We start from the raw sequence: 21,804 nt of genomic DNA, 5'->3' as shown, positions 1-21,804 counted from the left end.
CGGGCCGGGACCCGGCCTGCTGACGTGCGACGATCCCCCATCGGTGCCCCTCCACGAGCTCCGTTCCACCAGCCGCGTGATCCAGGCCACACGACTGTCCAACCCGACCGTGCCAGACAATTCGGCCCGCCGCGCGGCGCCCGAGGCATCTGTCCCGGATGTCCCGTTCGGCCGCGCGGTGCTGCCGTCGCCGTCGCTCCGCCCCGATGCGGCCACGACGCCCGCGCCGCGGCCTGCGCCCCAGGTCGCGGCGCCGACACACGTCCGGCAGGGTGTGCCTGCAGGCGAACCGGGAGGGGCGACATGGCGAGGTCCGGCGGGTCCACGGACGACGACCCGGCACGAGAGCGCGGGACGGCCGACGACGCGACGGCCGGCCCCCGCCAGGGGGCACGACGCGCTCGACCCACGCCCCGGGACGTCGTCTCCGGCTTCGTCACCGGGCTGTTCTCCATCCCCGAGGGCATGGCGTACGCGACGGTGGGCGGGTTCTCCGCGCCGCTCGGCCTGTGGTCGGGCGCGGTCCCGACGATCGTCGGGTCGGTCTTCTCCCGCAGCGTCCTCATGGTGACGACGCTGACGAGCGCGATCGCGCTCTCCGCGGGGAGCATCCTCACCGACGCCGGGCTCGACCCGGGCGACCTCGGCTCGGTCGCGGCCCTCACGCTCGTCGTGGGCCTGTGGATGGTGCTGCTCGGCGTGCTCCGGCTCGGGTCGGTGATGTCGTTCGTGTCGACCGCCGTGATGACGGGCTTCACGGCGGGCATCGCCGTGCAGATCGTCGCCGGCGTCGTCGGGGACGCGACCGGCTACGACCCGCAGTCCCACAACACCGTCGGCAAGCTCGTCGAGGCCGTCGCGCACGTCGGGGAGTGGGACGGCCCGACCGTCGCCGTCGCCGCCGCGACCGTGGCCGTGTGGGCCGGGCTGTCGCTCGTCCCACGGCTGCGCAAGACGGCGACCCTCGGCTCCCTCGTCGTGGTCACGGTCGTCGTCGCCGTGGCCGGGTTCGGCGTCGAGACGGTGAGCGACATCGCCGCGATCCCCCGGTCGCTGCCGCCCCTGACCCTGCCGGACCTCGGCGCGCTGCCCGACCTGGCGTGGGGCGGGCTCGCCATCGCGCTCATCGCGCTCGCCCAGGCGGCCGGCATCAGCGCCGCCGTCCCCAACCCCGACGGGTCCCGCGCCGACGCGTCGAAGGATTTCACCGCGCAGGGCCTGGCGAACGTCGCCGGCGGGTTCTTCGGCGCGCTGCCGACCGGCGGGTCGCTGTCCCGCACGGGGGTCGCCACCAGCGGCGGCGCGCAGACCCGGTGGGCGGGCATCTTCGCCGGCGTCTGGCTGGTGCTGCTCGTCCTCGCGCTCGGCCCGCTCGCCGGCACCATCCCGATGGCCGTCATCGGCGGCCTGCTGCTCGTCATCGGCGGCGAGCTCGTCATGGGCCGCCGCCGCGACATCGTGCTGGTGGCCCGCACGTCGTGGCTGTCCACCGCGGCGATGGTCGTGACGTTCGCCGCCACCACCCAGCTCCCCCTGCAGCAGGCGATCTTCCTCGGCGCCGGGCTGTCGATCGTGCTCTTCGCCGTGCAGGCCGCGCAGCGCGGCCGCGTCGTCGAGCTGGTCGCCACCGGCGACGGCGACTTCACCGTCGCCGACGCCCCCGCCGACCTGCCCAGCGGCCGCACCACCGTCCTGCAGTACGTCGGCACCGGGTTCTTCGCCGAGGTCAACCGGGTCGAGCAGGAGTGGCCGCACACCGCCCGCACGCACGACGCCGCGCTCGTCGTCTCCCTGCGCGGTGCCGCCGGCATCCCGTCGACGACGTTCCTCAAGTCCCTCGACCGGCTCCTGGACCGCTGGCACGACCACGGCGTCGAGGTCGTCCTCTGCGGAGTCCCCGACGAGCTGCTCGACCGCTTCGCGGCCGCCGGGGTGACCGAGCGCGTGCAGGACGCCGTCGTCGGCGACGCGGGCGGTGTGCTCGCCACCGTCCGTGAGGCGTACGACCTCGCCGAGCACCGCCGTCGGGCCGCGAGCGCCGGGACGGTGGCCGACGACGTCTGATCCGCTCCCGCGCCCGGACGTCCCGGGTCAGTAGACGAGGATCGCGACGAGCCCGGCCAGCCCGAGCAGCGCCGTCCCGGCGCACATCACCGCGACCCGGCGGCCGTGCCGCAGCCGTACCTCCTCCTGGGACAGGTGGTGGTGCGTGTGGTGCGCGTGCCGCCGGGCGAACCACCACAGCGGCGGGGTGAGCACGAGCGCGACGGCGGCGGCCCACACGAGCGCGCTCGGCCCGTCCACGCCGGGCAGGGTCTGCCAGGCGACGCCGCAGGCCGCCGTGAACGACAGCAGGGTGCGCCGCCACGCCAGCGCGGTGCGTTCCGCCTGGAGCCCCGGGTCCCGTTCGGGCCCGACGACGGGCGGGTGGCGGCGGTCCGGCACGTCGGCCACGGTCAGCCCCCGTCGTGCAGGAGCAGGGCGAGCAGCGCTAGCACGCCGACCGCCGACACCGTCAGGACCAGCACGAACCCGGTCATCGCACCCGGCAGCGGCCCGTCCTCGCGCATCGCCCGCTCGGTGCGCGCCCACTCGATCCACGCCACGACGGGCACGGCGGCGCCCGCCACCAGCAGCACCACGGCCGCCGCGAGCCGCAGGTGCGGCTCCATGGGGAGCTCCAGCGCCTCCAGCGCGGTGCCGCCCGCGATGAGCCCCAGTGACGTGCGCAGCCACGCCAGGATCGTGCGCTCGTTCGCCAGGGAGAACCGCGGGTCCGGCTCGTCTCCCCGCTCGTACACCCAGCGGGGGAAGCGCTCACGGGTCATCCGGGCACCGCGCCTCGGACGCGTCGGACCTGCCCCATGGCCTCTCCTCGGTGTCGGCGACCTGGTCAGCACGCTATCGGCGCAGGCGCCCACCGGCATCAGCAGGGCCGTCTGCTCGACGGGCGCCCTCCGTCGCACGCTGCCACGATGACTGCATGCCGACGCAGCCCAAGCCCGCCACGCCCACGATCGCCGCCCAGCAGCAAGCCCTGCGCGAGTCCTTGCCGTTCCACGACACCCAGGACTTCGAGGACGCCCGTCGCGGGCTCCTCGGGCGCCGTGAACCCAACCGGATCACCACGGCCGACGGCGCGACCGTGTGGGACAACGACACCTACGCGTTCCTCACCGGTGACGCGCCCGACTCGGTGAACCCGAGCCTGTGGCGCCAGTCGCAGCTCGTCGCCGAGCAGGGCCTGTTCGAGGTCGTCGAGGGCATCTACCAGGTGCGCGGGTTCGACCTCTCGAACGTGACGTTCATCGAGGGCGACACGGGCGTCATCGTGCTCGACCCGCTGATCACCGCCGAGACCGCCGCCGCCGCGCTGGAGCTCTACCGCGAGCACCGGGGCGACCGGCCCGTCACGGGCATCATCTACACCCACTCCCACGTCGACCACTTCGGTGGCGTCAAGGGCGTCACCACCGCCGAGGACGTCGCCTCCGGCCGGGTCCCCGTCATCGCGCCCGAGGCGTTCACCGAGCACGCCGTCGCCGAGAACGTCTACGCGGGCACCGCGATGGCGCGCCGCGCCGGCTACATGTACGGCGCCGCGCTCGCCCGGGGCCCGCAGGGCCAGGTCGGTGCGGGGCTCGGCCAGACGACGTCGACCGGCGGCGCCGTCACGCTCATCGGCCCCACGATCTCCGTGTCCACCACGGGGCAGACCGAGACCGTCGACGGGGTCCGGATGACCTTCCAGATGGCGCCCGGCACCGAGGCTCCGTCGGAGATGCTCATCTACTTCCCGGACCACCACGCGCTGTGCACCGCCGAGGATGCCACCCACACGCTGCACAACCTGCTGACGCTGCGCGGCGCGGTCGTGCGGGACCCGCACATCTGGGCGTACTACCTCACCGAGACCATCGACCTGTTCGGCGCCGACCTCGACGTCGTCTTCGCCTCCCACCACTGGCCCACCTGGGGCCGCGAGCGGGCCGTGGAGTACCTGGGCCTGCAGCGCGACCTCTACGCCTACCTGCACGACCAGACCCTGCGCCTGCTCAACAAGGGCTGGACGGGCAGCGAGATCGCCGAGCACCTCCAGCTCCCGCCCGCCCTGGAGAACAGCTGGCACGCCCGCGGCTACTACGGCTCCGTCAGCCACAACATCAAGGCGATCTACCAGCGGTACATGGGCTGGTACGACGGCAACCCCGCTCACCTGTGGCAGCACCCGCCGGTCGAGCAGGGCAAGCGGTACGTCGAGTTCATGGGCGGCGCGGACGCCGTCGTGGAGAAGGCACGGGCGTCGTTCGACGCCGGCGACTTCCGCTGGGTGGCCGAGGTGGTCAGCCACGTCGTCTTCGCCGAGCCGGACCACGCCGCGGCCCGCGAGCTGCTCGCCGACACGTTCGAACAGCTCGGGTACGGCTCCGAGAACGGCACCTGGCGCTCGGTGTACCTGTCCGGCGCCACCGAGCTGCGGGACGGCGGCTTCGGCACCCCGACGGCGACGGCGTCGGCGGACATCGTGGCCAACCTGAGCCCCACGATGCTGTTCGACGCCATCGCGATCCAGGTCAACGGCCCGGAGGCCTGGGACGAGAAGCTCACCATCGACGTGGTGCTCACCGACTCCGGCGACCGCTACCGGCTGCGGCTCGCGAACGGCGTCCTCACCTACAGCGCCTCCGCGCAGCAGGGCGACGCCGACCTCACGCTGACGACCACGACGGGGTCCCTGCCCGCGCTCGCGCTCGGCGGCGTCGACCCTGCGGAGCTCTCCGACGCGGGCATCCAGGCCGACGGTGACCTGACCGCCCTGGCCCGGCTCGTCGCCGTGCTCGACCCCGGCGACCCGGACTTCGCCATCGTCACCCCCTGACGACGCCGGAGCGCTGACTCGCGCCGACGTGCGCTGACTCGCGAGTCAGCGCTGCGCGGCGCGAGTCAGCGCACGTCGGCGCGAGTCAGCGCACGTCGGCGCGAGTCAGCGCACGTCGGCGCGAGTCAGCGCACGTCGGCGCGAGTCAGCGTCGGCTGCCGGGGCGCGCGGCCCGGCCGACGGCGTCCACGGCACGACGGACGCGGCGCGCGTTGACCGCCACCATGACGTCGCGGTACTGCGACGCCCGGTGGATCTGCCCCTTGAGGTCGTTGGCGGACGGCCGGTGCCGCAGGTCGCAGGGGACCTCGACGGCGGTGTAGCCGGCCCGCAGCAGGTCGATCGTCATGCCGGTCTCCACACCCCAGCCGCGGGCGAGGGGCGTCGCCGCCTCGAACGCCTCCCGGGTGAGGCAGCGCATGCCGGACAGCGGCTGGGTGGGGCTCCAGCCGGTGAGGTTGTGGATCGCCCGCCGGGCGGCGCCGACGACGATCCCGCGTCCGCCCGCACCCTTCTGGGCGGGGAGCAGGGCGATGGCGACGTCGGCCAGGCCCTCGCGGACCGGGCCGACGAGGGGTGCGGTGTTGACGGCGGTGTCGCCGAGGTCGCCGTCGATGAACAGCAGCAGGCGGGGCGGGCGCCCGTCGGCGTCCCGCATCGCGACGACGGCGGCGCCGGTCTCCATGGCGGCGGCCTTGCCCCGGTTGTGGGAGTGCCGCACGACCACGGCGCCCGCGTCCCGGGCGACGTGCTGGGTGTCGTCCTCGGAACCGTCGTCGACGACGAGCACGAGGTCGACGTGCGGGATCGCCCGGGCCGAGCGGACGGTCGCGGCGATGCGCTCCGACTCGTCCTTGGCGGGGATGACGACGGCGACGCGCTGGAGGCTGCGGCCGTCGCGCCCCGACGGCGGACGCGGCGTGCGAGCCTTGGGCAGGCTGTTGCGTCGAGCGGTCTGGCCGGTGTCCTCCACCGTCACGTCCTCACCGGTACGAGCGGCACCCTGGTGCGCGTTCACAGCTCCCTGCCTCAGCGGTCGTCGAATGTCCTCGGTCCCACACCGGATCGGAAGTGGGGATCGGAAGTGCAAAGAACTTCCCTGTAAAGCCTACTCCCCCGGTACGGACGATCGTGGCACGACGACGCGAACCACCCGCGGTGAGCCCGTGAAGAAGTGGCGGCGATCAGCGCAGCGTCACCTGACGGGACACGATGCCCGCCCGGGCGCGTCGCTGCGTGGCGTCCAGCGGCTCGGTCACCGCGATCGCCTCGTCCAGCCGGACGCCCAGGTCACGGACCGGCTCCGCCAGCTCGTCGGCCTCGGTGCCGCGCGGCAGCTCCCACACCGGCACGACCAGCCCGCACGCCCGGAACATGCCGAGGAACTTGCCGCCGGCCAGCCCGGACTCGCGTCGCGCCTGCAGACGCGCGATCCCGTCGACCACGCGGTCCTCGTCCTCGGTGCGCGCCCAGCGCACGAACTCGCGGCTCATGCGGCACCAGTACGCGGCCTCGACGCCGTCGATCTTCACCGTCGGGACCGCGGCCGCGGCAGCCTCCTCCAGGCCCGCGCGCACGTCCTCGGTGATCTCGGCGCCGGAGTCCATCCAGAAGTCGTAGCCCTCGTGGACCGTCACGTCGAACGACACCCTGAGGTCCAGGACGTCCTGGAGGCGCGGCGCGTCGGCGGCGATCTCGAGCTGCTCCGGGAAGATCCCCGTGCCGGGCTCCGCGTCGATCGCGGCGAGCAGCGCCGCCGCGAGGTCACGGCTCAGGTCGTCCGACGACAGCACGCCCTGCACGCCCAGCAGCACGGTGCCGTCCTCGCGGTGCAGCGCGGCCCAGCCGCCCGGCAGGACGGTCGCGACGACGACGTCACGGCCCCCGTGCGCCTTGACGGTCCGGGCGGTCGCCGTCGCGGACGGGACGATCTCCCGCAGCGAGACCCAGTCGGCCTCCCCGGGCAGACCCTCGAACGGACGCAGCACGAACTCAGGGGACTTGGCCATGGGCTCGATCCTAGCGGCCACCGTGCGCGCGCCCGGTCCTCACCGTCGCGGCCCTAGGCTCGGCGCATGGCGGTGTGGCTGGAGGTCTTCGGCTGGGTCGGCTCGATCCTCGTGGTCTGGTCGCTCACCCAGGCGCGCGTGCTGCGGTTCCGATGGATGAACCTCGCGGGCGCGGTGGTCGCGACGGTGTACAACGCCGTCGTGGGGGTGTGGCCGTTCGCCGCGATGAACGGCGCGATCGCCGTCATCGACGTCTACTGGCTCCTGCGGCTCTACCGGGAGGCCCACGACGACGCGGTCTACCAGGTCGTGGAGGTCGCCCCGGACGATGCCTGGCTGCGGCACCTGCTGCGCGTGCACGCCGAGGACGTCGGCCGCTCCTTCCCGGGGTTCCGCGCCGACGACGACCCCACCGGCCGCACTGCTTTCCTCGTGGCGCGGGGCGACGAGACGGTGGGCGTCGTGATCGTCCGCGACGGCGGCGACAGCGAGGCGCGCGTCGAGCTCGACTGGGTGACGCCCCGGTTCCGCGACTTCACGCCGGGCGAGTTCGTGCACCGCAGCCACGACCTGTTCGCCGGGCGCGGGTTCCGCCGCGTCGTCGTCGTGGGGGCCGCCGCCCGGCAGCACGAGTACCTCGAGCGCGTCGGGTTCCGGCCCGACGGCGACCGCTGGGTCCGCGAGGTGGCGACCCCCGCCGGCTAGGCCGACGTCGCCTCCTCGAACAGCCGGGCCCCCTCGCCGTCCATGAAGCCGACGACGTTGCCCGCCGGGTCGGCGAACCACACCCCGTCACCGCCCTCCATGAAGCCGCGGACCACGCCGTTGGCGTCGTGCTCGAACGTGTCGTACCGCAACGGCTCCACGCCCTTCGCCGCGAGCTCGTCGACGACCGCGTCGACGTCGTCCACCGCGAGGTGCACGACCGTGAACGTCGCCGGGGCGTGGTCGTCCTTCGGGTAGACGAAGACGGCGGTGCCGCCCTCCAGGTGGAGGATCAGCGCGTCGGGCGCGGCGGTGACCCGCAGCCCGAGGACGTCGGAGTAGAAGCTGCGGGCGGCGTCGACGTCGTCGACCGAGAAGCTGGCGAATCCTCGCCGGACGGAGACCATGGCGTGCTCCTTCGTGCCACGGCGGTCCCCGGGGGCGGGTCCGTCCGTGCAATGAGGGGGCCGCCTCCCCTCAGCATCCTCCCGCCCCGGCGGAACGGCCGGGTGAAAAGCGTGACGGGTCCGCGGAAGCGTACGGTCGGTGGGGTGGACCAGCTCGCCGCCACCCTGCCCGTCGCCGACCTCGCCCGCACCGCCCTCGACGCGCTGCGCGCCGCCGCCCGCCGGGCCGGGGCGCGCGGGCCCCTCGTGGACGCCCCGCTCGACCCCGAGCGGGTGGCGGCCGCGTTCGGCTCCGACCGGCTGCTGCGGGTCGACGGCGCGCCCTGGGCACCGTTCGCGCCGCACTCGGGATTCTTCGCCGCCGCGGACGGCTGGGTCCGCACCCACGCCAACTACCCGCACCACCGGGCCCGCCTGCTGTCCGTCCTCGGCCTGCCCGACGACGCCGGGCGCGACGCGCTCGCGGACGCCCTCGCGGCGGCCCCGGCCCGGCAGGTGGAGGAGGCCGCCGCGGCCGCCGGGGCGATCGCCGTCCGGGTCCGCACCGAGGCGCAGTGGCGCGCGAGCGATCCCGGCCTGGCCACGGGCGCCGGGCCGCTCGTCGGGACGACGGAGCGCAGCGACCGCGCGGCCGACCGCCGTGACCTGCCCGGCGGGCCCCTCCCCCTGGCCGGGGTGCGCGTCCTCGACCTCACGCGCGTCATCGCGGGCCCCGTGGCCACGCGCACGCTGGCCCTGCTCGGCGCGGACGTGCTGCGCCTCGACCCGCCGGACCCTGCCGAGATCCCCGCGCAGCACCTCGACACCGGCCAGGGCAAGCGCACCGCACTGCTCGACCTGCGCGACGCCCACGACCGGGCCCGCGCCCAGGAGCTCCTCGACGCGGCCGACGTGCTCGTCACCGGCTACCGACCGGGCGCCGTCGAGGCGTTCGGGCTGCGGCCGCCCCGCGGTGCCGTCCACGCCCGCGTCACCGCCTGGGGCACGACCGGCCCGTGGGCGGGACGGCGCGGGTTCGACTCCGTCGTGCAGGCCGCCTGCGGGATCGCGCTCGTCGAGTCCCCCGACGGCACCACGCCCGGCGCGCTGCCCGTGCAGGCCCTCGACCACGGCACGGGCTACCTGCTGGCCGCCGCCGTCACCGACGCCTGGACCCGGCGCACGCACGACGGGACCGGCCGGGACGTCACGGCCTCGCTCGCGCGCACCGCAGCCTGGCTGCTCGACGCGCCCGGCCGCGACCCCGACCACCCGGCGCCCACGCCGCTGCCCCACCCGCCGTCACTACAGACCCGCACGCACGGCGCCGTCACGAGCGCCCGCCCCGCACTCCCGGTGGACGACTACCCCGCCCCCGCACACTCCTGGGGTACGGACCCTGCCGCCTGGTAGCCCCGCGCCTCAGAGCCGGTCGAGGCGCTGCAGGATCGCGCCCTCGCGCAGCGCCCACGGGCAGATCTCGACCTCCTCGACGCCGAGCGCCCGCATCGCCTCCTGCGCCACCACGGCGCCCGCCACGATCTGCAACGCACGGTTCACGCCGATACCGGGCAGCACCGTGCGGTCCGACGACGCGAGACGGGCCAGCCGCGGCTGCCAGTCCGCCAGGTGGTCCTGACGCATCCGCCACCGCTCCCCCGTGCCCAGCACCTGACGCGGCAGCCCCGCGAGCCGCGCCAACGACCGGAACGTCTTCGACGTCGCCACCACGTGATCGGGCGTCGGAGCCGACCGCACGGGCCCGACGGCGTCGGCCAGCACCGTGCGCACGTGCTTCCGCAGACGCTCCACGTCCTGCGTGCGCGGCGGGTCGTCCGGCAGGAACTCCTTCGTCATGCGGCCCGCGCCCAGCGGCACCGACAGCGCGACGTCCGGCGACTCGTCCAGCCCGGTCGCGATCTCCAGCGACCCGCCCCCGATGTCCAGCAGCAGCAGCCGGCCGGCACCCCAGCCGTACCAGCGCCGCGCCGCGAGGAACGTCAGCTCCGCCTCCTCCGACCCGCCCAGCACCTCGATCGGCACCCCCGCGCGCCGCTCCAGCTCCGCGAGCACCTCCGCACCGTTGCGGGCCTCGCGCACCGCCGACGTCGCCAACGCCATCGTGCCGTCCACGCCGTGCTCGCGTCCCACCGCCGCGGCGTCCTCCACCGCCTGGCACAGCGCCGCCACACCCTCGGGCGAGATCGCGCCGTCCGGCCGCAGGTACCGCATCAGCCGCACCGTCGTCTTGTGGCTCGCCTGCGGCACGGGGCGTGCGCCCGGCCGGGCGTCCATCACCAGCAGGTGCACGGTGTTCGAGCCGATGTCGATGACGCCAAGTCGCATGGGCGCAACCTACTCGCTCGGCGGCCCGCCCGGAGGTGGAGGGACGGCGGAGGGGCCGACCTGGTTCCGCGCGGTCGCGCTCACGGTCGCTGCGCGACCTCCGCTTCCGGTCTGACGACCGCGCGGAACCAGGTCGGCCCCTCTGCCTGCTCGTCGCGGACGAGGCGACGGTCGTGCGCCCTCCCCGAGCGGGGAGGACAGGTCAGGCGGGACCGTTCAGGAAGGACTCAGGCAGGACTCAGGCGAGAGCCTTCGCCTTGAGGGAGGCGAACTCCTCCGGGGTGATGGCGCCCTCGTCCAGGAGCTTCTTCGCCGAGGCGATCTGGTCGGCCGGGGAGGCCGTCGTGGCGACCGACTTGATGTAGTCGTCCGTCGCCGCGCGGGCGTCCTTCGCCGCGGACAGGTTGCGCTCCGCCATCCCGCGCCCGCGCGCGATGAGATAGACCAGCGCCGTGAGCATCGGGATGAAGACGAGGAGGACGACCCAGACCGCCTTCCACCAGCCGGAGAGCTGGTGGTCACGGAACAGGTCCGTGAGGATCTGGAAGAGGACGATGAGGTAGGCCATGAACAGGAAGATCCACAGCAGGAACCAGATGTAGTCCCAGAAGCTGTCCATGAGACGGTCCTTTCACGAGTACACGACGCACGCGGAGCTGTCCGGCGGGGTCCGGCGCTCGTCGGTCACGCTACTCGCGGGTGCCGGACTTCGCCCGACATAGAGGGCTATGCCTGCCCTGAGGGCTATGCGGAGGACCGTGCGGCGTCGGCCCGGGCCGTGCGCAGGGTGTCCTCGGCACCGGCGACGACGGCCGCCTCCGCCCGCCGTGCGGCAGCCAGCGCGGCCGCCCGCACCTCGACGATGCGGTCGTGCAGGTCGGCGTGCACCCGACGCCGGGCACCGCGCGCCACCGCCTCCAGGTCCTCCTCGGTGGGCCCTTCCGGCGCGAGCTCGACCGTCAGGCGGGCCGCGGCCTCCTCGACCTGCCGGGCGACCTCCTCCTCGGCGGCGTCCAGCAGCGCGACGACGGCGGCGTCCGCCGCGCGGCCGAGCCGGTTCTCCTCGAAGCGGACCGCGGCCCGGTCCACCAGGGCACGCGCCTGGTGGACGACCTCCACGGCCGTCGCCGGCGCGTTCGCCTTGAGCGTCGACAGGTCGTAGAGCAGCACACCCTCGACGTCCGCGGCCTGCGGGTCCACGTCCCGGTGCAGGGCCAGGTCGAGGATGACCAGGGCGTCGGGCTCCGGCTCGTCCACGACGCGGGCGGCGGCACGCTCGCGGGCACGGGCCACCGCGGCGGCGTCCAGCACGTACTCGATGGAGACCTCGGCTCCGGCCTCCGCGTGCCGACGCTGGCGGGCGCCCGAGCACGACACGACGAGGTCGGCGTCGGCGAGCGCCTCGACCAGCGCCTCGGGGCCGGTGCCGATCGCCACGACCTCGTGCGAGGCGGCGAAGTCGGCGGCGCGGCCCGACCCGGAGTAGACGCGGACGTCGGTGCAACCCCGGGCGCGCAGGGCCGCGACGGAGGCTCCCGCGTAGGCGCCGGTGCCGATGATGACGGCGCGGGCGGCCGGGTAGGGCCGCAGGGCCTCGCCCGCGAGGTCGAGGCCGAGCGCGACGAGCGAACGTCCTGTGCCGCCCAGCGCCGTGCCGTGGCCGACGAGCTTGGAGGTGCGCGACGCCGTCTGGAAGAGCAGCTCGAGCGTCTTCGACGTCGTCTCGTCCTGGCGGGCCTCGGCGAGCGCGCGCTTCACCTGGCCGGCGATCTCCCGCTCCCCCACGACCATCGAGTCGAGGCCGGACGCGACGGAGAACAGGTGGCCGGGCACCTGGGAGCCGGTCCGCACCGTGAACGACGCGGCCGCGACCTCCGGGGTGACGCCGGAGGACTCCGCGACGAGCTCGGCGACGTGCCGGGTGGCGTGCCGCACGGAGTCGCCGTCGAGCGGGGCCTCGACGTCGAGGTAGAGCTCGAAGCGGTTGCACGTGGAGATGACGACGGCGCCCTGCACGGGGCGGCACGACTGCACGACCGTGCGACCCACGGACGTCGAACCGGACGTGAGGCGTTCGAGCGCGTCCAGGTCCAGCTCGCGGTGGGACGCGGTGAGGGAGATCAGAACCACAGTGGGTCCACTTTAAGTTCCGTGCGTGCAGCAGGCAGAATCGTCAACCGTGACATCCCCCACGGCGAACGTCAGCATCCTGCCCGGCACCCATCCCCTGGTCGACGGCCGCACCGGCACGTCCGCGCTGGTCAGCGCGCTGCGCGGGGAACGGACGGGCCGGGTGCCGGTCTGGTTCATGCGGCAGGCCGGGAGGTCGCTGCCGGAGTACCGCGAGGCGCGCCAGGGCACCGGGATGATCGAGTCCTGCCTGATGCCGGAGCTCGCGGCGGAGATCACCCTCCAGCCGGTGCGGCGCCACGAGGTGGACGCGGCGATCTTCTTCTCCGACATCGTGGTGCCGCTGCGGCTCGCGGGGGTCGGGGTGGACATCGTGGCCGGGGTCGGCCCGGTCATGGACCACCCCTACCGGACGGCGGCCGACGTCGACGAGCTCGTCGGGCGCGACCTGGACGACGTGGCGCTCGCGCCGATCACCGAGGCGGTGCAACGCACCGTCGCCGGCCTGGCGGAGCTGCCGCACGGCCAGGACACCCCGCTCATCGGGTTCGGCGGCGCACCGTTCACGCTCGCCGCCTACCTGGTGGAGGGTCGCCCGTCGCGCGACCACCTCGCCGCCCGCACCCTCATGCACGCCGACCCGGAGACGTGGCGCCGCCTCACCGAGTGGACCGCCGACCTCACGGGCCGGTTCCTGCGGGCGCAGGTGCTCGCCGGCGCGAGCGCCGTGCAGCTGTTCGACTCGTGGGCCGGCTCCCTGTCGCTGTCCGACTACACGACGCACGTCGCGCCGTCGTCCACCCGGGCGCTGGGGCACGTCGCCGACCTGCGCACCCCCGACGGCGCGGGCGTGCCCGGCATCCACTTCGGCACCGGCACCGGGCACCTCCTGGAGGCGCTGCGCGACGTCCTCTCCGCCTCCGGCGTCCAGGACCGCACCGTCGGCGTCGACTACCGCACGCCGCTGGACGAGGCGTCCGCGCTGCTCGGGCCCGACGTCGCCGTGCAGGGGAACATCGACCCCGCGCTGCTCGGCGCCCCGTGGGAGGTCCTGGAGGCGCACGTGCGCGACGTCGTCGCCCGCGGCGGGGCCGCCCCCGGGCACGTGGTCAACCTGGGCCACGGCGTGCCCCCGGAGACCGACCCGACCGTCCTGACCCGCGTCGTCGAGCTCGTCCACTCGCTGTGAGCCAGCAGGTCGACGCCGTCGTCGTCGGCGGGGGGATCGGCGGGCTCGTCGCGGCCCTGACCCTCGTGGAGCGCGGCCTGCGCACCGTCGTGCTGGAGTCGTCGACCCGCCTGGGCGGTCCCGTGCGCGGCGGGGCGTTCGAGTCGCTGCCGCGGGTGCCCGTCGACCTGGGGGCGGAGTCGTTCGCCGCGCGCGGCGGCGCGGTCGCCGAGCTCGCCGCACGGCTCGACCTGGACGTCGTCGAGCCGTCCGGGCTGTCCGCGTGGGGCTGGGCGGCGGGCCGTGCCTTCCCCTTGCCCGCGGCCGGAGTGCTCGGCATCCCGGCGGTGCCGTGGGCGGCCGACGTGCGCCGCGCCATCGGGTGGCCGGGCGTCCTGCGCGCGTCGCTCGACCGGGTGCTGCCGCGGTTCGTCGGCGCCCGGTGCGAGGACCTGGGCTCCCTCGCCCGCACCCGCCTCGGGGCGCGCGCCACCGACCGGCTCGTCGCGCCGGTCGCCGCGGGCGTCCACTCCGCGCCGCTCGACCGGCTCGCGGTCGCCGCCGTCGCCCCGGGCCTGCGGGACCGGTTCGACGTCGAGGGCTCGCTCACCCGCGCCGTGGCGTCCCTGCGCGCGAGCGCCCCCGCCGGGTCCGCCGTGCGGGGCGTCGCGGGCGGGATGCACGCCGTCGTCGAAGCCCTCGCCGGGCGGATCGCCGCGAGCGCCGAGGACTGGACCGACTCCCCCCTGACGGATGCCACCGGGCCCATCCACACCGCCCTGCGGCTCGGCCACGAGGTCGTGGCGGTCGAGCAGCACGACGGCGGCGGCTGGGTGGTGCGCACCCGGGCCACGTCCGCCGGGGTGCGGGGCGGGCGCGGGTCGCTGCACACCGTGGTCACGCCCCGCCTGGTCGTCACGACGCCCGCCGTCGCGCCGCTGCTGGAGCCCTGGACCGGCGTCGTGCCGCACCCCGAGCGCGGAGCGGACGTCCGCCTCGTCACCCTGCTGCTGGACGCCCCCGAGCTGGACGCCGCACCGCGCGGCACCGGGATGCTGGTGGCGCCGGACGGTGGGCCGGTGCGGGCGAAGGCCCTGACCCATTCCACGGCGAAGTGGCCATGGCTCGCCGAGCGGGTCCACCGGGCCGCCGGCCCGGGCGTGCACGTGGTGCGCCTGTCCTACGGGCGGCTCGGCGAGGAGACCCGGCCGCCCGACGCCGCCGAGGCAGCCCGGGACGCGTCCGTGCTGCTCGGGGTGCCGCTGGAGGACCGCGTGCTGGACCACCTCGTCCAGCGGTGGGACGGCGCCCTGCCGCCCCCGACCCCCGCCTACCGGGCGACCGTCACGGCGCTCAGCGGCGCCGTCGGCCGGACGCCCGGGCTCGCCGTCACCGGCGGCTGGGTCGCGGGGACGGGGATCGCCGCGATCGTCGCGCACGCGCAGGCGGCGGTGGAACGGCTCTGACCTGGTGGAGAAGGTAGACGCACGGGTAGCCTTTCTACCGTGAGCCTGAACATCAAGAACGAGCACACGCACGCCCTGGTCCGCCGGCTCGCCGACCTCACCGGCTCCAGCCAGACGAGCGCGGTCGAGGAGGCCGTGCAGCGTCGCCTGGACGAGGTCCTCGCCGAGCGCGCCGCGGCCACCGAGGACCCCACGGCACGCCGCGCCCGCGTCGAGGCGATCCTCGCCGCAGCCCGCGCCGACCTCACCGACGCCGAGCGGCGGCTGCTGCGCCGCGCCGACGCCGACCTCTACGACGAGTCGGGGCTGCCCCGGTGATCGTCGACACCTCCGCGGTCGTCGCCGTGCTGCTCGGGGAGCCCCCGGCCGACCGGATCGTCGACCTGCTGATCGGGCGGGAGGCCGCGATGTCGGCAGCCACCCTGACCGAGCTGGGGATCGTCGTCGGACGACTCGCCCCGCAGCAGGCCCGACGCCTCGACGCCCTGCTCACGGAGTGGCAGGTGGAGGTGGTGCCGTTCACCGCCGAGCACGCCCGCATCGCCCGCGACGCCTACCGGGACTACGGCCGCGGCAGCGGGCACCCAGCACGGCTGAACCTCGGCGACTGCTTCGCGTACGCGCTCGCCACCGAGCGCCGCGACGAGCTGTTGTTCGTCGGTGACGACTTCGTCCGCACCGACCTCCGCGCAGCGCTCGCCTGACGCGACGTGCTGACAACGCGACAGCACGACTGTGACGTCGGTCGGCGCAGACCGCCGGGTTGCGGTGCGACGGCGGGTTCGCGAGACACTGGACAAGTGAGCACCCCCACCGCACCCCTGCGTCTCGGCACCCGTGGCAGCGCGCTGGCCACCACGCAGTCCGGCCTGGTGGCCCGCCGGCTCGGCGAGCTGCTCGGCCGGCCGGTCGAGCTGGTGCGGATCAAGACCGAGGGCGACGTGAAGACCGGCTCGCTGGCGTCGCTCGGCGGCACCGGCGTGTTCGTCACGGCGCTGCGCGAGGCGCTGGTGGACGGCCGCTGCGACGTCGCCGTGCACTCCCTCAAGGACCTCCCGACGCAGCAGCCCGAGGGCCTGACCGTCGTCACCCCCGAGCGTGAGGACCCGCGCGACGCGTTGTGCGCGCGCGACGGGTTGACGTTGGACGGCCTGCCGCGCGGCGGCCGCGTCGGTACCGGTTCGCCCCGCCGGGCGGCGCAGCTGCGGGCCGCGCGACCCGACCTGGACGTCGTGGACATCCGCGGGAACGTGGAGACGCGTCTCGCCCGGGCGCTCGGACCCGACGCCGACCTCGACGCCGTCGTCCTCGCGTACGCCGGGCTGAGCCGCCTGGGCCGCACCGAGGTGGTGTCGCAGGTGCTCGACCCCGTCGTCGTGTCACCGGCACCCGGGCAGGGCGCGCTGGCCGTCGAGGCCCGCACCGCCGACCTCGTCGAGACGGACCTCGCCGAGGCGTTCACCGCGCTCGACCACCGCCCGACCCGTCTCGCCGTCGTCGCCGAGCGGGCCGTGCTCGCCCGCCTCGAGGCCGGCTGCGCCGCCCCGATCGGCGCCTACGCCCGCCTCGAGGACGACGTCCTCGCCCTGTCCGCCGTCGTGTCGCGGGTGGACGGGTCGGAGCAGATCACCCACTCGACGCGCGTCGACGTCCCGCACCTGTCCACCGAGGTCGAGGCCGACGACGTCGCCCGCGCGCTGGGCGTGCGCGTCGCGGAGGCGCTGCTCGCCGACGGCGCCGCCCGCCTGGCGCCGCTCACCGCCGCGGCGCCCGCCCCCACCGAGCCCGGCCGCACGCCGACCGGGACGGACGACCCGGCGGGCGCGTGAGCGGCCCCCTGGCCGGACGGGCCGTCCTGCTGCCGCGCAGCCCGCAGCGCGGTGCGGCCCTCGCGGCCCTCCTGCGCGACGCGGGCGCCCACGTCGCCGTCGCCCCCGTGATCGAGCGCGCCGCCGCGCTCGACGCCGACGCCCTGGCCGACGCCGTCCGCGAGCTCTGCGACGGTCGCCATGCCTGGACGGTCATCACCAGCGTGAACTCCGTCGACGCCCTCGCCACGGCGGCGGCCGACCTCGACCTGACGCTCGCCGACGCCCCGACCCGCTGGGCCGCCGTCGGCCCCGCCACGCTCCGCACGCTGCGGGCGATCGGCGTCGAGCCCGAGCTCGTGCCCGACGACGCCTCCGCCGCGGGCCTCGTCGCCGCGTTCCCGCCCCCCGCACGGGACGGGGACGAGGCGGCGGTGGTCGAGGGTGGGGTGTCCCGCGCGGCGTCGTCAGACCCGGAGTGGAGGTCGCGCAGCGACCGTGAACGCGACGTCGCGCGGGACACCCCACCCTCGACCGGCACCGGCACCGCCACCGACGTGCTCCTCCCCCTCGGCGACCTCGCCACCTCGACGCTGCACGACGGGCTCGCGCAGCTCGGCTGGACGCCGCAGGTCGTCACCGCGTACCGCACGGTCCGCTCCGACCTGCCGCCCGACGTCGTCGCGCGGCCGTACGACGTGGTCGTCGTGACGTCCGGCTCGGTGGCGCGCGAGGTCGCCACCCAGCTCGGCACCGGCACCCCCGTCGTCGCGATCGGCCGTCCGTCCGCGCAGGTCGCGGGCGAGGTCGGTCTCACGGTCGCCGCCGTCGCCGACCGTCCCACCGACGCGGCGCTGGCCGCGGCGGTCATCACCGTCCTGGAGAGGAACCCATGAGCACCTCCGGCATCGTCTACCGTCCGCGACGCCTGCGGACGACGCCGCGCATGCGCCGGCTCGTCGCGGAGCACCGCCTCCACGCGGCCGACCTCGTGCTGCCGCTGTTCGTCAAGGAAGGGCTCACGGAGCCCGCGCCGATCTCGTCGATGCCGGGGCAGGTGCAGCACACCGAGGAGTCACTGGCGGACGCGGTGGCGCAGGCCACTCGGGCGGGGGTCGGCGGGATCATGCTGTTCGGCATCCCGGCGGTGCGGGACGCGCGCGGGTCCGCGGGCGACGACGCGGACGGCATCCTGCAGCGCGGCATCCGCGTCGCCCGCCAGGCCGTGGCGGCCGTCGAGGCGGAGTCGGGGCGTCCGGGGCCGGTCGTCATGGCGGACACCTGCCTGGACGAGTTCACCGACCACGGGCACTGCGGCGTGCTCGCCGCCGACGGCACCGTCGACAACGACGCGACGCTCGAGCGGTACGCGTCGATGGCGGTCGCCCAGGCCAAGGCGGGCACGGAGGTCGTCGCGCCGTCCGGGATGATGGACGGCCAGGTGGCGGTCATCCGGGACGCGCTGGACGACGCCGGGTTCGAGCACGTCGGCATCCTCGCGTACAGCGCGAAGTACGCCAGCGCGTTCTACGGGCCCTTCCGCGAGGCGGTCGACTCGGCGCTGCAGGGCGACCGCCGGACCTACCAGATGGACGCCGCGAACGCCCGCGAGGGTCTGCGCGAGGCCGACCTGGACCTCGCCGAGGGCGCCGACATGGTCATGGTGAAGCCCGCGGGGACGTCGTTGGACGTGCTGCGCGGCGTCGCGGACCGCACGGACGTGCCGGTGGCGGCGTACCAGGTGTCGGGCGAGTACGCGATGATCGAGGCGGCCGCCGCGAACGGCTGGATCGACCGTCGCGGCGCGATCCTGGAGTCGGTGCTCGCGATCAAGCGCGCCGGCGCGGACCTGATCCTCACCTACTGGGCGGTCGAGATCGCCGGCTGGCTGGACTGACGGCCCCGCGGGGCGAACGACGGCAACGACGGACGCCCGGCCCCCGGCCGGACGCGACGGAAGGACGACGATGACGGACACGGCAGGCTTCGGCCAGGTCGAGGCGGCGCTCGTGGACACCACGCCCCCGGCGGACAACCACGCGGCGTTCATGCGCGCGCAGGCGGCGATCCCGGGCGGCGTGAACTCGCCGGTGCGGGCGTACGGCTCGGTGGGCGGCGACCCGCGGTTCCTCGCCTCGGCGCGCGGCGCGTACGTCACCGACGTCGCGGGCCGCGAGTACGTGGATCTGGTGGGCTCGTGGGGTCCGGCGCTGCTGGGGCACGCGCACCCGGAGGTCGTGGCGGCCGTGCAGGAGGCCGCGGCGCGGGGCCTGTCGTTCGGCGCCCCCACGGTGGCCGAGGTCGAGCTGGCCGAGGAGGTGCGCCGTCGCGTGCCCGCCGCGGAGCGCGTGCGGCTCGTGTCCACAGGAACCGAGGCGACGATGACGGCCATCCGTCTCGCCCGCGGGGTCACCGGGCGGCCGCTCATCATCAAGTTCGCCGGCTGCTACCACGGGCACGTCGACGCGCTGCTCGCGGAGGCGGGCTCCGGCGTCGCGACGCTCGCCATGCCGGGCACCGCCGGGGTGACGGAGGCATCCGCCGCCGAGACCCTCGTGCTGCCGTACAACGACCTGGGCGCCGTCGAGGCCGCCTTCGCCGAGCACGGGCCGCGCATCGCGGCCGTCATCACGGAGGCCGCGCCCGCCAACATGGGCGTCGTGCCGCCCGCCGACGGCTTCAACGCCGGGCTGCGCCGCGTCACCGCCGCGCACGGCGCGCTGCTGATCCTCGACGAGGTGCTCACCGGGTTCCGCCTGAGCGAGGCGGGCTACTGGGGTCTCGCCCGGGCGAACGGCGAGGACTGGACGCCGGACCTGTTCACGTTCGGCAAGGTCATCGGCGGCGGCATGCCCGTGGCCGCGCTCGGCGGTCCCGCCGCGATCATGGACCAGCTCGCCCCGCTCGGCCCCGTCTACCAGGCGGGCACGCTGTCCGGGAACCCGGTGGCCGTCGCCGCCGGTCTGGCGACGCTGCGCCTGGCCGACGACGCCGTCTACACACGGGTCACCGAGGTCGCGGGTGCCGTGTCCGCCGCCCTGGGCGACGCCCTGGACGCCGAGGGCGTGCCGCACCGCGTGCAGCGCGTCGGCTCGCTGTTCTCCGTGTTCTTCGGCGAGGCCGCCGCCCGCGACGGCGTGCGCTCGTACGCCGACGCCCAGGCGCAGGACGTGTTCCGGCACAAGCCCTTCTTCCACGCGATGCTCGACGCCGGCGTCAACCTGCCGCCGTCGGTCTTCGAGGCCTGGTTCTGCTCCGCCGCGCACGACGACGACGCCGTCGGCCGCATCCTCGACGCGCTCCCCGCGGGCGCACGAGCGGCGGCCGCCGCGACGGCATGAGACCGGCCGTGCGGCGCCGATCGGCGTCGCACGGCCGCGTCATCCGTGGTCTGCCACCGCGATGTCGCTACGTTCGGGAGTCACTCGACGCAGCACGTCCGGCACCACGGAAGGCGGCAGACATGAACAAGACCCAGCTCGCGACAGCGGTCGCGGAACGGACCGGGGCAGGCCCCGCCGAGGCCCGCAAGCAGGTGGACGCGGTGCTGGACTCGATCGCGACAGCCGTCGCGGCCGGTGAGCGGGTGTCCCTGCTCGGCTTCGGCACGTTCGACAGCGCGACCCGCGCCGCCCGGACCGCACGCAACCCCCGCACGGGCGCCGCGATCGCGGTCCCGGCCGCCGTGGTCCCGCGGTTCCGCGTCGGCGCAGGGTTCAAGGCGCGGGTGGCCGACGGCTCGACGATCCCCGTCGTGACCGGCACCGCCGACGCCGACCCCGGCCCGCGCCAGGGCGCGAAGCCCAGCGCGAAGAAGGCGAAGGCCGCCACGCCTGCCGCCGCCGAGGCGCTGAAGCCGTCGAAGAAGAAGGCCGCGCCGGCCGCGAAGCCGTCGAAGCCGACCAAGGCCGCCGCGTCGTCGGCGAAGAAGGCGAAAGCGTCCGCCGCTCCTGAGCCGACGAAGAAGAAGTCGACGTCGGCGGCGAAGGCGTCGAAGAAGTCCGGGTCGTCGGGAGGCAAGAAGTCCACCAAGAAGGGCAAGAAGAAGTAGACGGCGGTCGGCAGCGAGGGCCGAGCACGACCGCTCGGCCGCGATGCGACGGGGACACCCCTTGACTTCATACCCCCTGGGGGTATAGTCGACGGCATGACCGAGACCGCTGCTGCCGTCGAGCCCGAGGTCCACGACCACGACGCACCGCACGGGTACGCCTCCGACAAGGTCGCGTACCTCAAGCGCATGCGCCGCATCGAGGGCCAGGTACGCGGCATCGCCCGCATGATCGACGAGGACGTCTACTGCATCGACATCCTCACGCAGGTGTCCGCCGTGACGAAGGCCCTGCAGTCGGTGAGCCTCGCCCTCGTCGAGGACCACCTGGGCCACTGCGTCGTCGACGCCGCCCGCGCCTCCGACGAGGCCGCGGCGGCCAAGGTCAAGGAAGCCACGGCCGCCATCGGCCGGCTCGTCCGCTGAAACCCGACGAAGGAGAACCCATGAGCACCGTCACCACCCTGGGCGTCACCGGCATGACCTGCGCGAACTGCGTCGCGCACGTCACCGAGGAGCTGGAGAAGATCGACGGCGTGGAGCAGGTCATGACCGTCCTGGAGGAAGGCGGCGAGTCCGAGGTCACCGTCTTCTCCGACGAGCCGCTCGACGAGGACGCGCTGCGCGCCGCCGTCGCCGAGGCCGGCGACGACTACGCGGTCGCGTCCGTCGAGATCCAGCCCGACGCGTTGGCCGCCCAGCAGGCCGAGCAGGCACCCGCCCGCCAGGCCGCCCACGACCACGCCGCCCGCGACGGCGACGCCGGCTGATCCTTCCGAGCACGACCGGCCGACCCGCCGTCGGCCGACCCCGGGTGACGTCGTCACCCACCCGCCCGCGGACCGCCTGCCCGTCC

General features: G+C 75.1%; 23 protein-coding genes. 15 read left to right on the top strand and 8 right to left on the bottom strand.

Annotated features, from left to right (window positions below; genetic code table 11):
• The first annotated feature begins 303 nt into the window (after positions 1 to 303).
• Positions 304 to 2,064 (top strand): SulP family inorganic anion transporter, encoded by a 1,761-nt coding sequence (locus I598_RS13705; RefSeq protein WP_083973314.1) that lies wholly within the window; start codon positions 304 to 306, stop codon positions 2,062 to 2,064.
• Between the two features lie 27 nt (positions 2,065 to 2,091).
• Here I598_RS13705 and I598_RS13700 read toward each other — a convergent pair whose 3' ends face one another.
• Together I598_RS13700 and I598_RS13695 are read right to left on the bottom strand one after the other, a co-directional pair.
• A complete protein-coding gene (locus tag I598_RS13700; RefSeq protein WP_068203435.1) occupies positions 2,092 to 2,454 on the bottom strand; it encodes a DUF202 domain-containing protein in 363 nt (120 codons plus the stop codon).
• 2 nt (positions 2,455 to 2,456) lie between these two features.
• A complete protein-coding gene (locus I598_RS13695) occupies positions 2,457 to 2,828 on the bottom strand; it encodes a YidH family protein (protein ID WP_068203434.1) in 372 nt (123 codons plus the stop codon).
• 155 nt (positions 2,829 to 2,983) lie between these two features.
• On the opposite strand from I598_RS13695, the gene I598_RS13690 reads away from it, so the two are divergent.
• Positions 2,984 to 4,879, top strand: coding sequence for an alkyl/aryl-sulfatase (locus I598_RS13690; RefSeq protein WP_068203433.1), 1,896 nt, complete (start codon positions 2,984 to 2,986; stop codon positions 4,877 to 4,879).
• A 145-nt stretch (positions 4,880 to 5,024) separates the two neighbouring features.
• Here I598_RS13690 and I598_RS13685 read toward each other — a convergent pair whose 3' ends face one another.
• Both I598_RS13685 and I598_RS13680 read right to left on the bottom strand, forming a co-directional pair.
• Positions 5,025 to 5,816: a glycosyltransferase family 2 protein gene (locus I598_RS13685; RefSeq protein ID WP_068205301.1), complete on the bottom strand. Its 792-nt coding sequence runs from the start codon at positions 5,814 to 5,816 to the stop codon at positions 5,025 to 5,027.
• 247 nt (positions 5,817 to 6,063) lie between these two features.
• Positions 6,064 to 6,888, bottom strand: coding sequence for a DUF5926 family protein (locus I598_RS13680; RefSeq protein ID WP_068203432.1), 825 nt, complete (start codon positions 6,886 to 6,888; stop codon positions 6,064 to 6,066).
• Between the two features lie 66 nt (positions 6,889 to 6,954).
• Between I598_RS13680 and I598_RS13675 the strand changes: the two genes are divergently transcribed.
• Complete coding sequence (locus I598_RS13675; protein WP_068203431.1) at positions 6,955 to 7,593, top strand: YgjV family protein; 639 nt, start codon at positions 6,955 to 6,957, stop codon at positions 7,591 to 7,593.
• Here I598_RS13675 and I598_RS13670 read toward each other — a convergent pair.
• Positions 7,590 to 8,000: a VOC family protein gene (locus I598_RS13670; RefSeq protein ID WP_068203430.1), complete on the bottom strand. Its 411-nt coding sequence runs from the start codon at positions 7,998 to 8,000 to the stop codon at positions 7,590 to 7,592. The genes I598_RS13675 and I598_RS13670 overlap by 4 nt on opposite strands.
• Before the next feature lie 144 nt (positions 8,001 to 8,144).
• Here I598_RS13670 and I598_RS13665 point away from each other — a divergent pair, with 144 nt between their 5' ends.
• Entirely contained in the window at positions 8,145 to 9,392 is a 1,248-nt protein-coding gene (locus I598_RS13665; RefSeq protein WP_068203429.1) for a CoA transferase, read from the top strand.
• A gap of 9 nt (positions 9,393 to 9,401) precedes the next feature.
• Here I598_RS13665 and I598_RS13660 read toward each other — a convergent pair whose 3' ends face one another.
• From I598_RS13660 to I598_RS13650, 3 genes are all read right to left on the bottom strand, one after another.
• The gene (locus I598_RS13660; protein WP_068203428.1) at positions 9,402 to 10,325 is read right to left on the bottom strand and encodes a Ppx/GppA phosphatase family protein; all 924 of its coding nucleotides are present in this window, start codon (positions 10,323 to 10,325) and stop codon (positions 9,402 to 9,404) included.
• Positions 10,326 to 10,563: 238 nt separating this feature from the next.
• Positions 10,564 to 10,944, bottom strand: coding sequence for an SHOCT domain-containing protein (locus tag I598_RS13655; protein WP_068203427.1), 381 nt, complete (start codon positions 10,942 to 10,944; stop codon positions 10,564 to 10,566).
• Between the two features lie 125 nt (positions 10,945 to 11,069).
• Positions 11,070 to 12,455, bottom strand: coding sequence for a glutamyl-tRNA reductase (locus I598_RS13650; protein WP_068203426.1), 1,386 nt, complete (start codon positions 12,453 to 12,455; stop codon positions 11,070 to 11,072).
• A 49-nt stretch (positions 12,456 to 12,504) separates the two neighbouring features.
• Between I598_RS13650 and hemE the strand changes: the two genes are divergently transcribed.
• The 11 genes from hemE to I598_RS13595 all read left to right on the top strand — a co-directional run bounded on the left by hemE (position 12,505) and on the right by I598_RS13595 (position 21,718).
• Positions 12,505 to 13,644 (top strand): uroporphyrinogen decarboxylase, encoded by a 1,140-nt coding sequence (hemE, locus tag I598_RS13645; protein WP_068203425.1) that lies wholly within the window; start codon positions 12,505 to 12,507, stop codon positions 13,642 to 13,644.
• A complete protein-coding gene (locus I598_RS13640; RefSeq protein WP_068203424.1) occupies positions 13,641 to 15,089 on the top strand; it encodes a protoporphyrinogen/coproporphyrinogen oxidase in 1,449 nt (482 codons plus the stop codon). The genes hemE and I598_RS13640 overlap by 4 nt, the downstream gene beginning before the upstream one ends.
• A gap of 39 nt (positions 15,090 to 15,128) precedes the next feature.
• The gene (locus I598_RS13635; RefSeq protein WP_068203423.1) at positions 15,129 to 15,407 is read left to right on the top strand and encodes a type II toxin-antitoxin system VapB family antitoxin; all 279 of its coding nucleotides are present in this window, start codon (positions 15,129 to 15,131) and stop codon (positions 15,405 to 15,407) included.
• Complete coding sequence (locus tag I598_RS13630; protein ID WP_068203422.1) at positions 15,404 to 15,793, top strand: type II toxin-antitoxin system VapC family toxin; 390 nt, start codon at positions 15,404 to 15,406, stop codon at positions 15,791 to 15,793. Before I598_RS13635 ends, I598_RS13630 begins: the two co-directional genes overlap by 4 nt.
• 96 nt (positions 15,794 to 15,889) lie before the next feature.
• Positions 15,890 to 16,918, top strand: a complete 1,029-nt coding sequence (gene hemC, locus I598_RS13625; protein ID WP_068203421.1) for a hydroxymethylbilane synthase — start codon at positions 15,890 to 15,892, stop codon at positions 16,916 to 16,918.
• Positions 16,915 to 17,793 carry a uroporphyrinogen-III synthase gene (locus I598_RS13620; RefSeq protein ID WP_068203420.1) on the top strand — a complete coding sequence of 293 codons (879 nt, stop codon included), beginning with the start codon at positions 16,915 to 16,917 and terminating at the stop codon, positions 17,791 to 17,793. The genes hemC and I598_RS13620 overlap by 4 nt, the downstream gene beginning before the upstream one ends.
• The gene (gene hemB, locus I598_RS13615) at positions 17,790 to 18,794 is read left to right on the top strand and encodes a porphobilinogen synthase (protein ID WP_068203419.1); all 1,005 of its coding nucleotides are present in this window, start codon (positions 17,790 to 17,792) and stop codon (positions 18,792 to 18,794) included. Before I598_RS13620 ends, hemB begins: the two co-directional genes overlap by 4 nt.
• A 70-nt stretch (positions 18,795 to 18,864) precedes the next feature.
• On the top strand, positions 18,865 to 20,238 hold the full coding sequence (gene hemL, locus I598_RS13610) for a glutamate-1-semialdehyde 2,1-aminomutase (protein WP_083973310.1): 1,374 nt from the start codon (positions 18,865 to 18,867) through the stop codon (positions 20,236 to 20,238).
• 122 nt (positions 20,239 to 20,360) lie between these two features.
• Positions 20,361 to 20,948: an HU family DNA-binding protein gene (locus I598_RS13605; protein ID WP_068203418.1), complete on the top strand. Its 588-nt coding sequence runs from the start codon at positions 20,361 to 20,363 to the stop codon at positions 20,946 to 20,948.
• A gap of 96 nt (positions 20,949 to 21,044) precedes the next feature.
• Positions 21,045 to 21,374 (top strand): metal-sensitive transcriptional regulator, encoded by a 330-nt coding sequence (locus tag I598_RS13600; RefSeq protein ID WP_068203417.1) that lies wholly within the window; start codon positions 21,045 to 21,047, stop codon positions 21,372 to 21,374.
• A gap of 20 nt (positions 21,375 to 21,394) precedes the next feature.
• Positions 21,395 to 21,718, top strand: a complete 324-nt coding sequence (locus I598_RS13595; protein ID WP_068203416.1) for a heavy-metal-associated domain-containing protein — start codon at positions 21,395 to 21,397, stop codon at positions 21,716 to 21,718.
• Positions 21,719 to 21,804: the final 86 nt, after the last annotated feature.

It is taken from the genome of Isoptericola dokdonensis DS-3 (assembly GCF_001636295.1).
Taxonomy (GTDB): domain Bacteria; phylum Actinomycetota; class Actinomycetes; order Actinomycetales; family Cellulomonadaceae; genus Isoptericola; species Isoptericola dokdonensis.
Note: the sequence above shows the minus strand (reverse complement) of the source record. Positions and strands in the feature narration are given on the sequence as shown.

Coding starts and splice junctions, on each gene's coding strand:
- I598_RS13705 (WP_083973314.1), top strand. CDS start 304: ATGGCGAGGTCCGGCGGGTCCACGGACGACGACCCGGCACGAGAGCGC.
- I598_RS13695 (WP_068203434.1), bottom strand. CDS start 2,828: ATGACCCGTGAGCGCTTCCCCCGCTGGGTGTACGAGCGGGGAGACGAG.
- I598_RS13690 (WP_068203433.1), top strand. CDS start 2,984: ATGCCGACGCAGCCCAAGCCCGCCACGCCCACGATCGCCGCCCAGCAG.
- I598_RS13680 (WP_068203432.1), bottom strand. CDS start 6,888: ATGGCCAAGTCCCCTGAGTTCGTGCTGCGTCCGTTCGAGGGTCTGCCC.
- I598_RS13675 (WP_068203431.1), top strand. CDS start 6,955: ATGGCGGTGTGGCTGGAGGTCTTCGGCTGGGTCGGCTCGATCCTCGTG.
- I598_RS13670 (WP_068203430.1), bottom strand. CDS start 8,000: ATGGTCTCCGTCCGGCGAGGATTCGCCAGCTTCTCGGTCGACGACGTC.
- I598_RS13660 (WP_068203428.1), bottom strand. CDS start 10,325: ATGCGACTTGGCGTCATCGACATCGGCTCGAACACCGTGCACCTGCTG.
- I598_RS13655 (WP_068203427.1), bottom strand. CDS start 10,944: ATGGACAGCTTCTGGGACTACATCTGGTTCCTGCTGTGGATCTTCCTG.
- hemB (WP_068203419.1), top strand. CDS start 17,790: ATGAGCACCTCCGGCATCGTCTACCGTCCGCGACGCCTGCGGACGACG.
- hemL (WP_083973310.1), top strand. CDS start 18,865: ATGACGGACACGGCAGGCTTCGGCCAGGTCGAGGCGGCGCTCGTGGAC.
- I598_RS13605 (WP_068203418.1), top strand. CDS start 20,361: ATGAACAAGACCCAGCTCGCGACAGCGGTCGCGGAACGGACCGGGGCA.
- I598_RS13600 (WP_068203417.1), top strand. CDS start 21,045: ATGACCGAGACCGCTGCTGCCGTCGAGCCCGAGGTCCACGACCACGAC.
- I598_RS13595 (WP_068203416.1), top strand. CDS start 21,395: ATGAGCACCGTCACCACCCTGGGCGTCACCGGCATGACCTGCGCGAAC.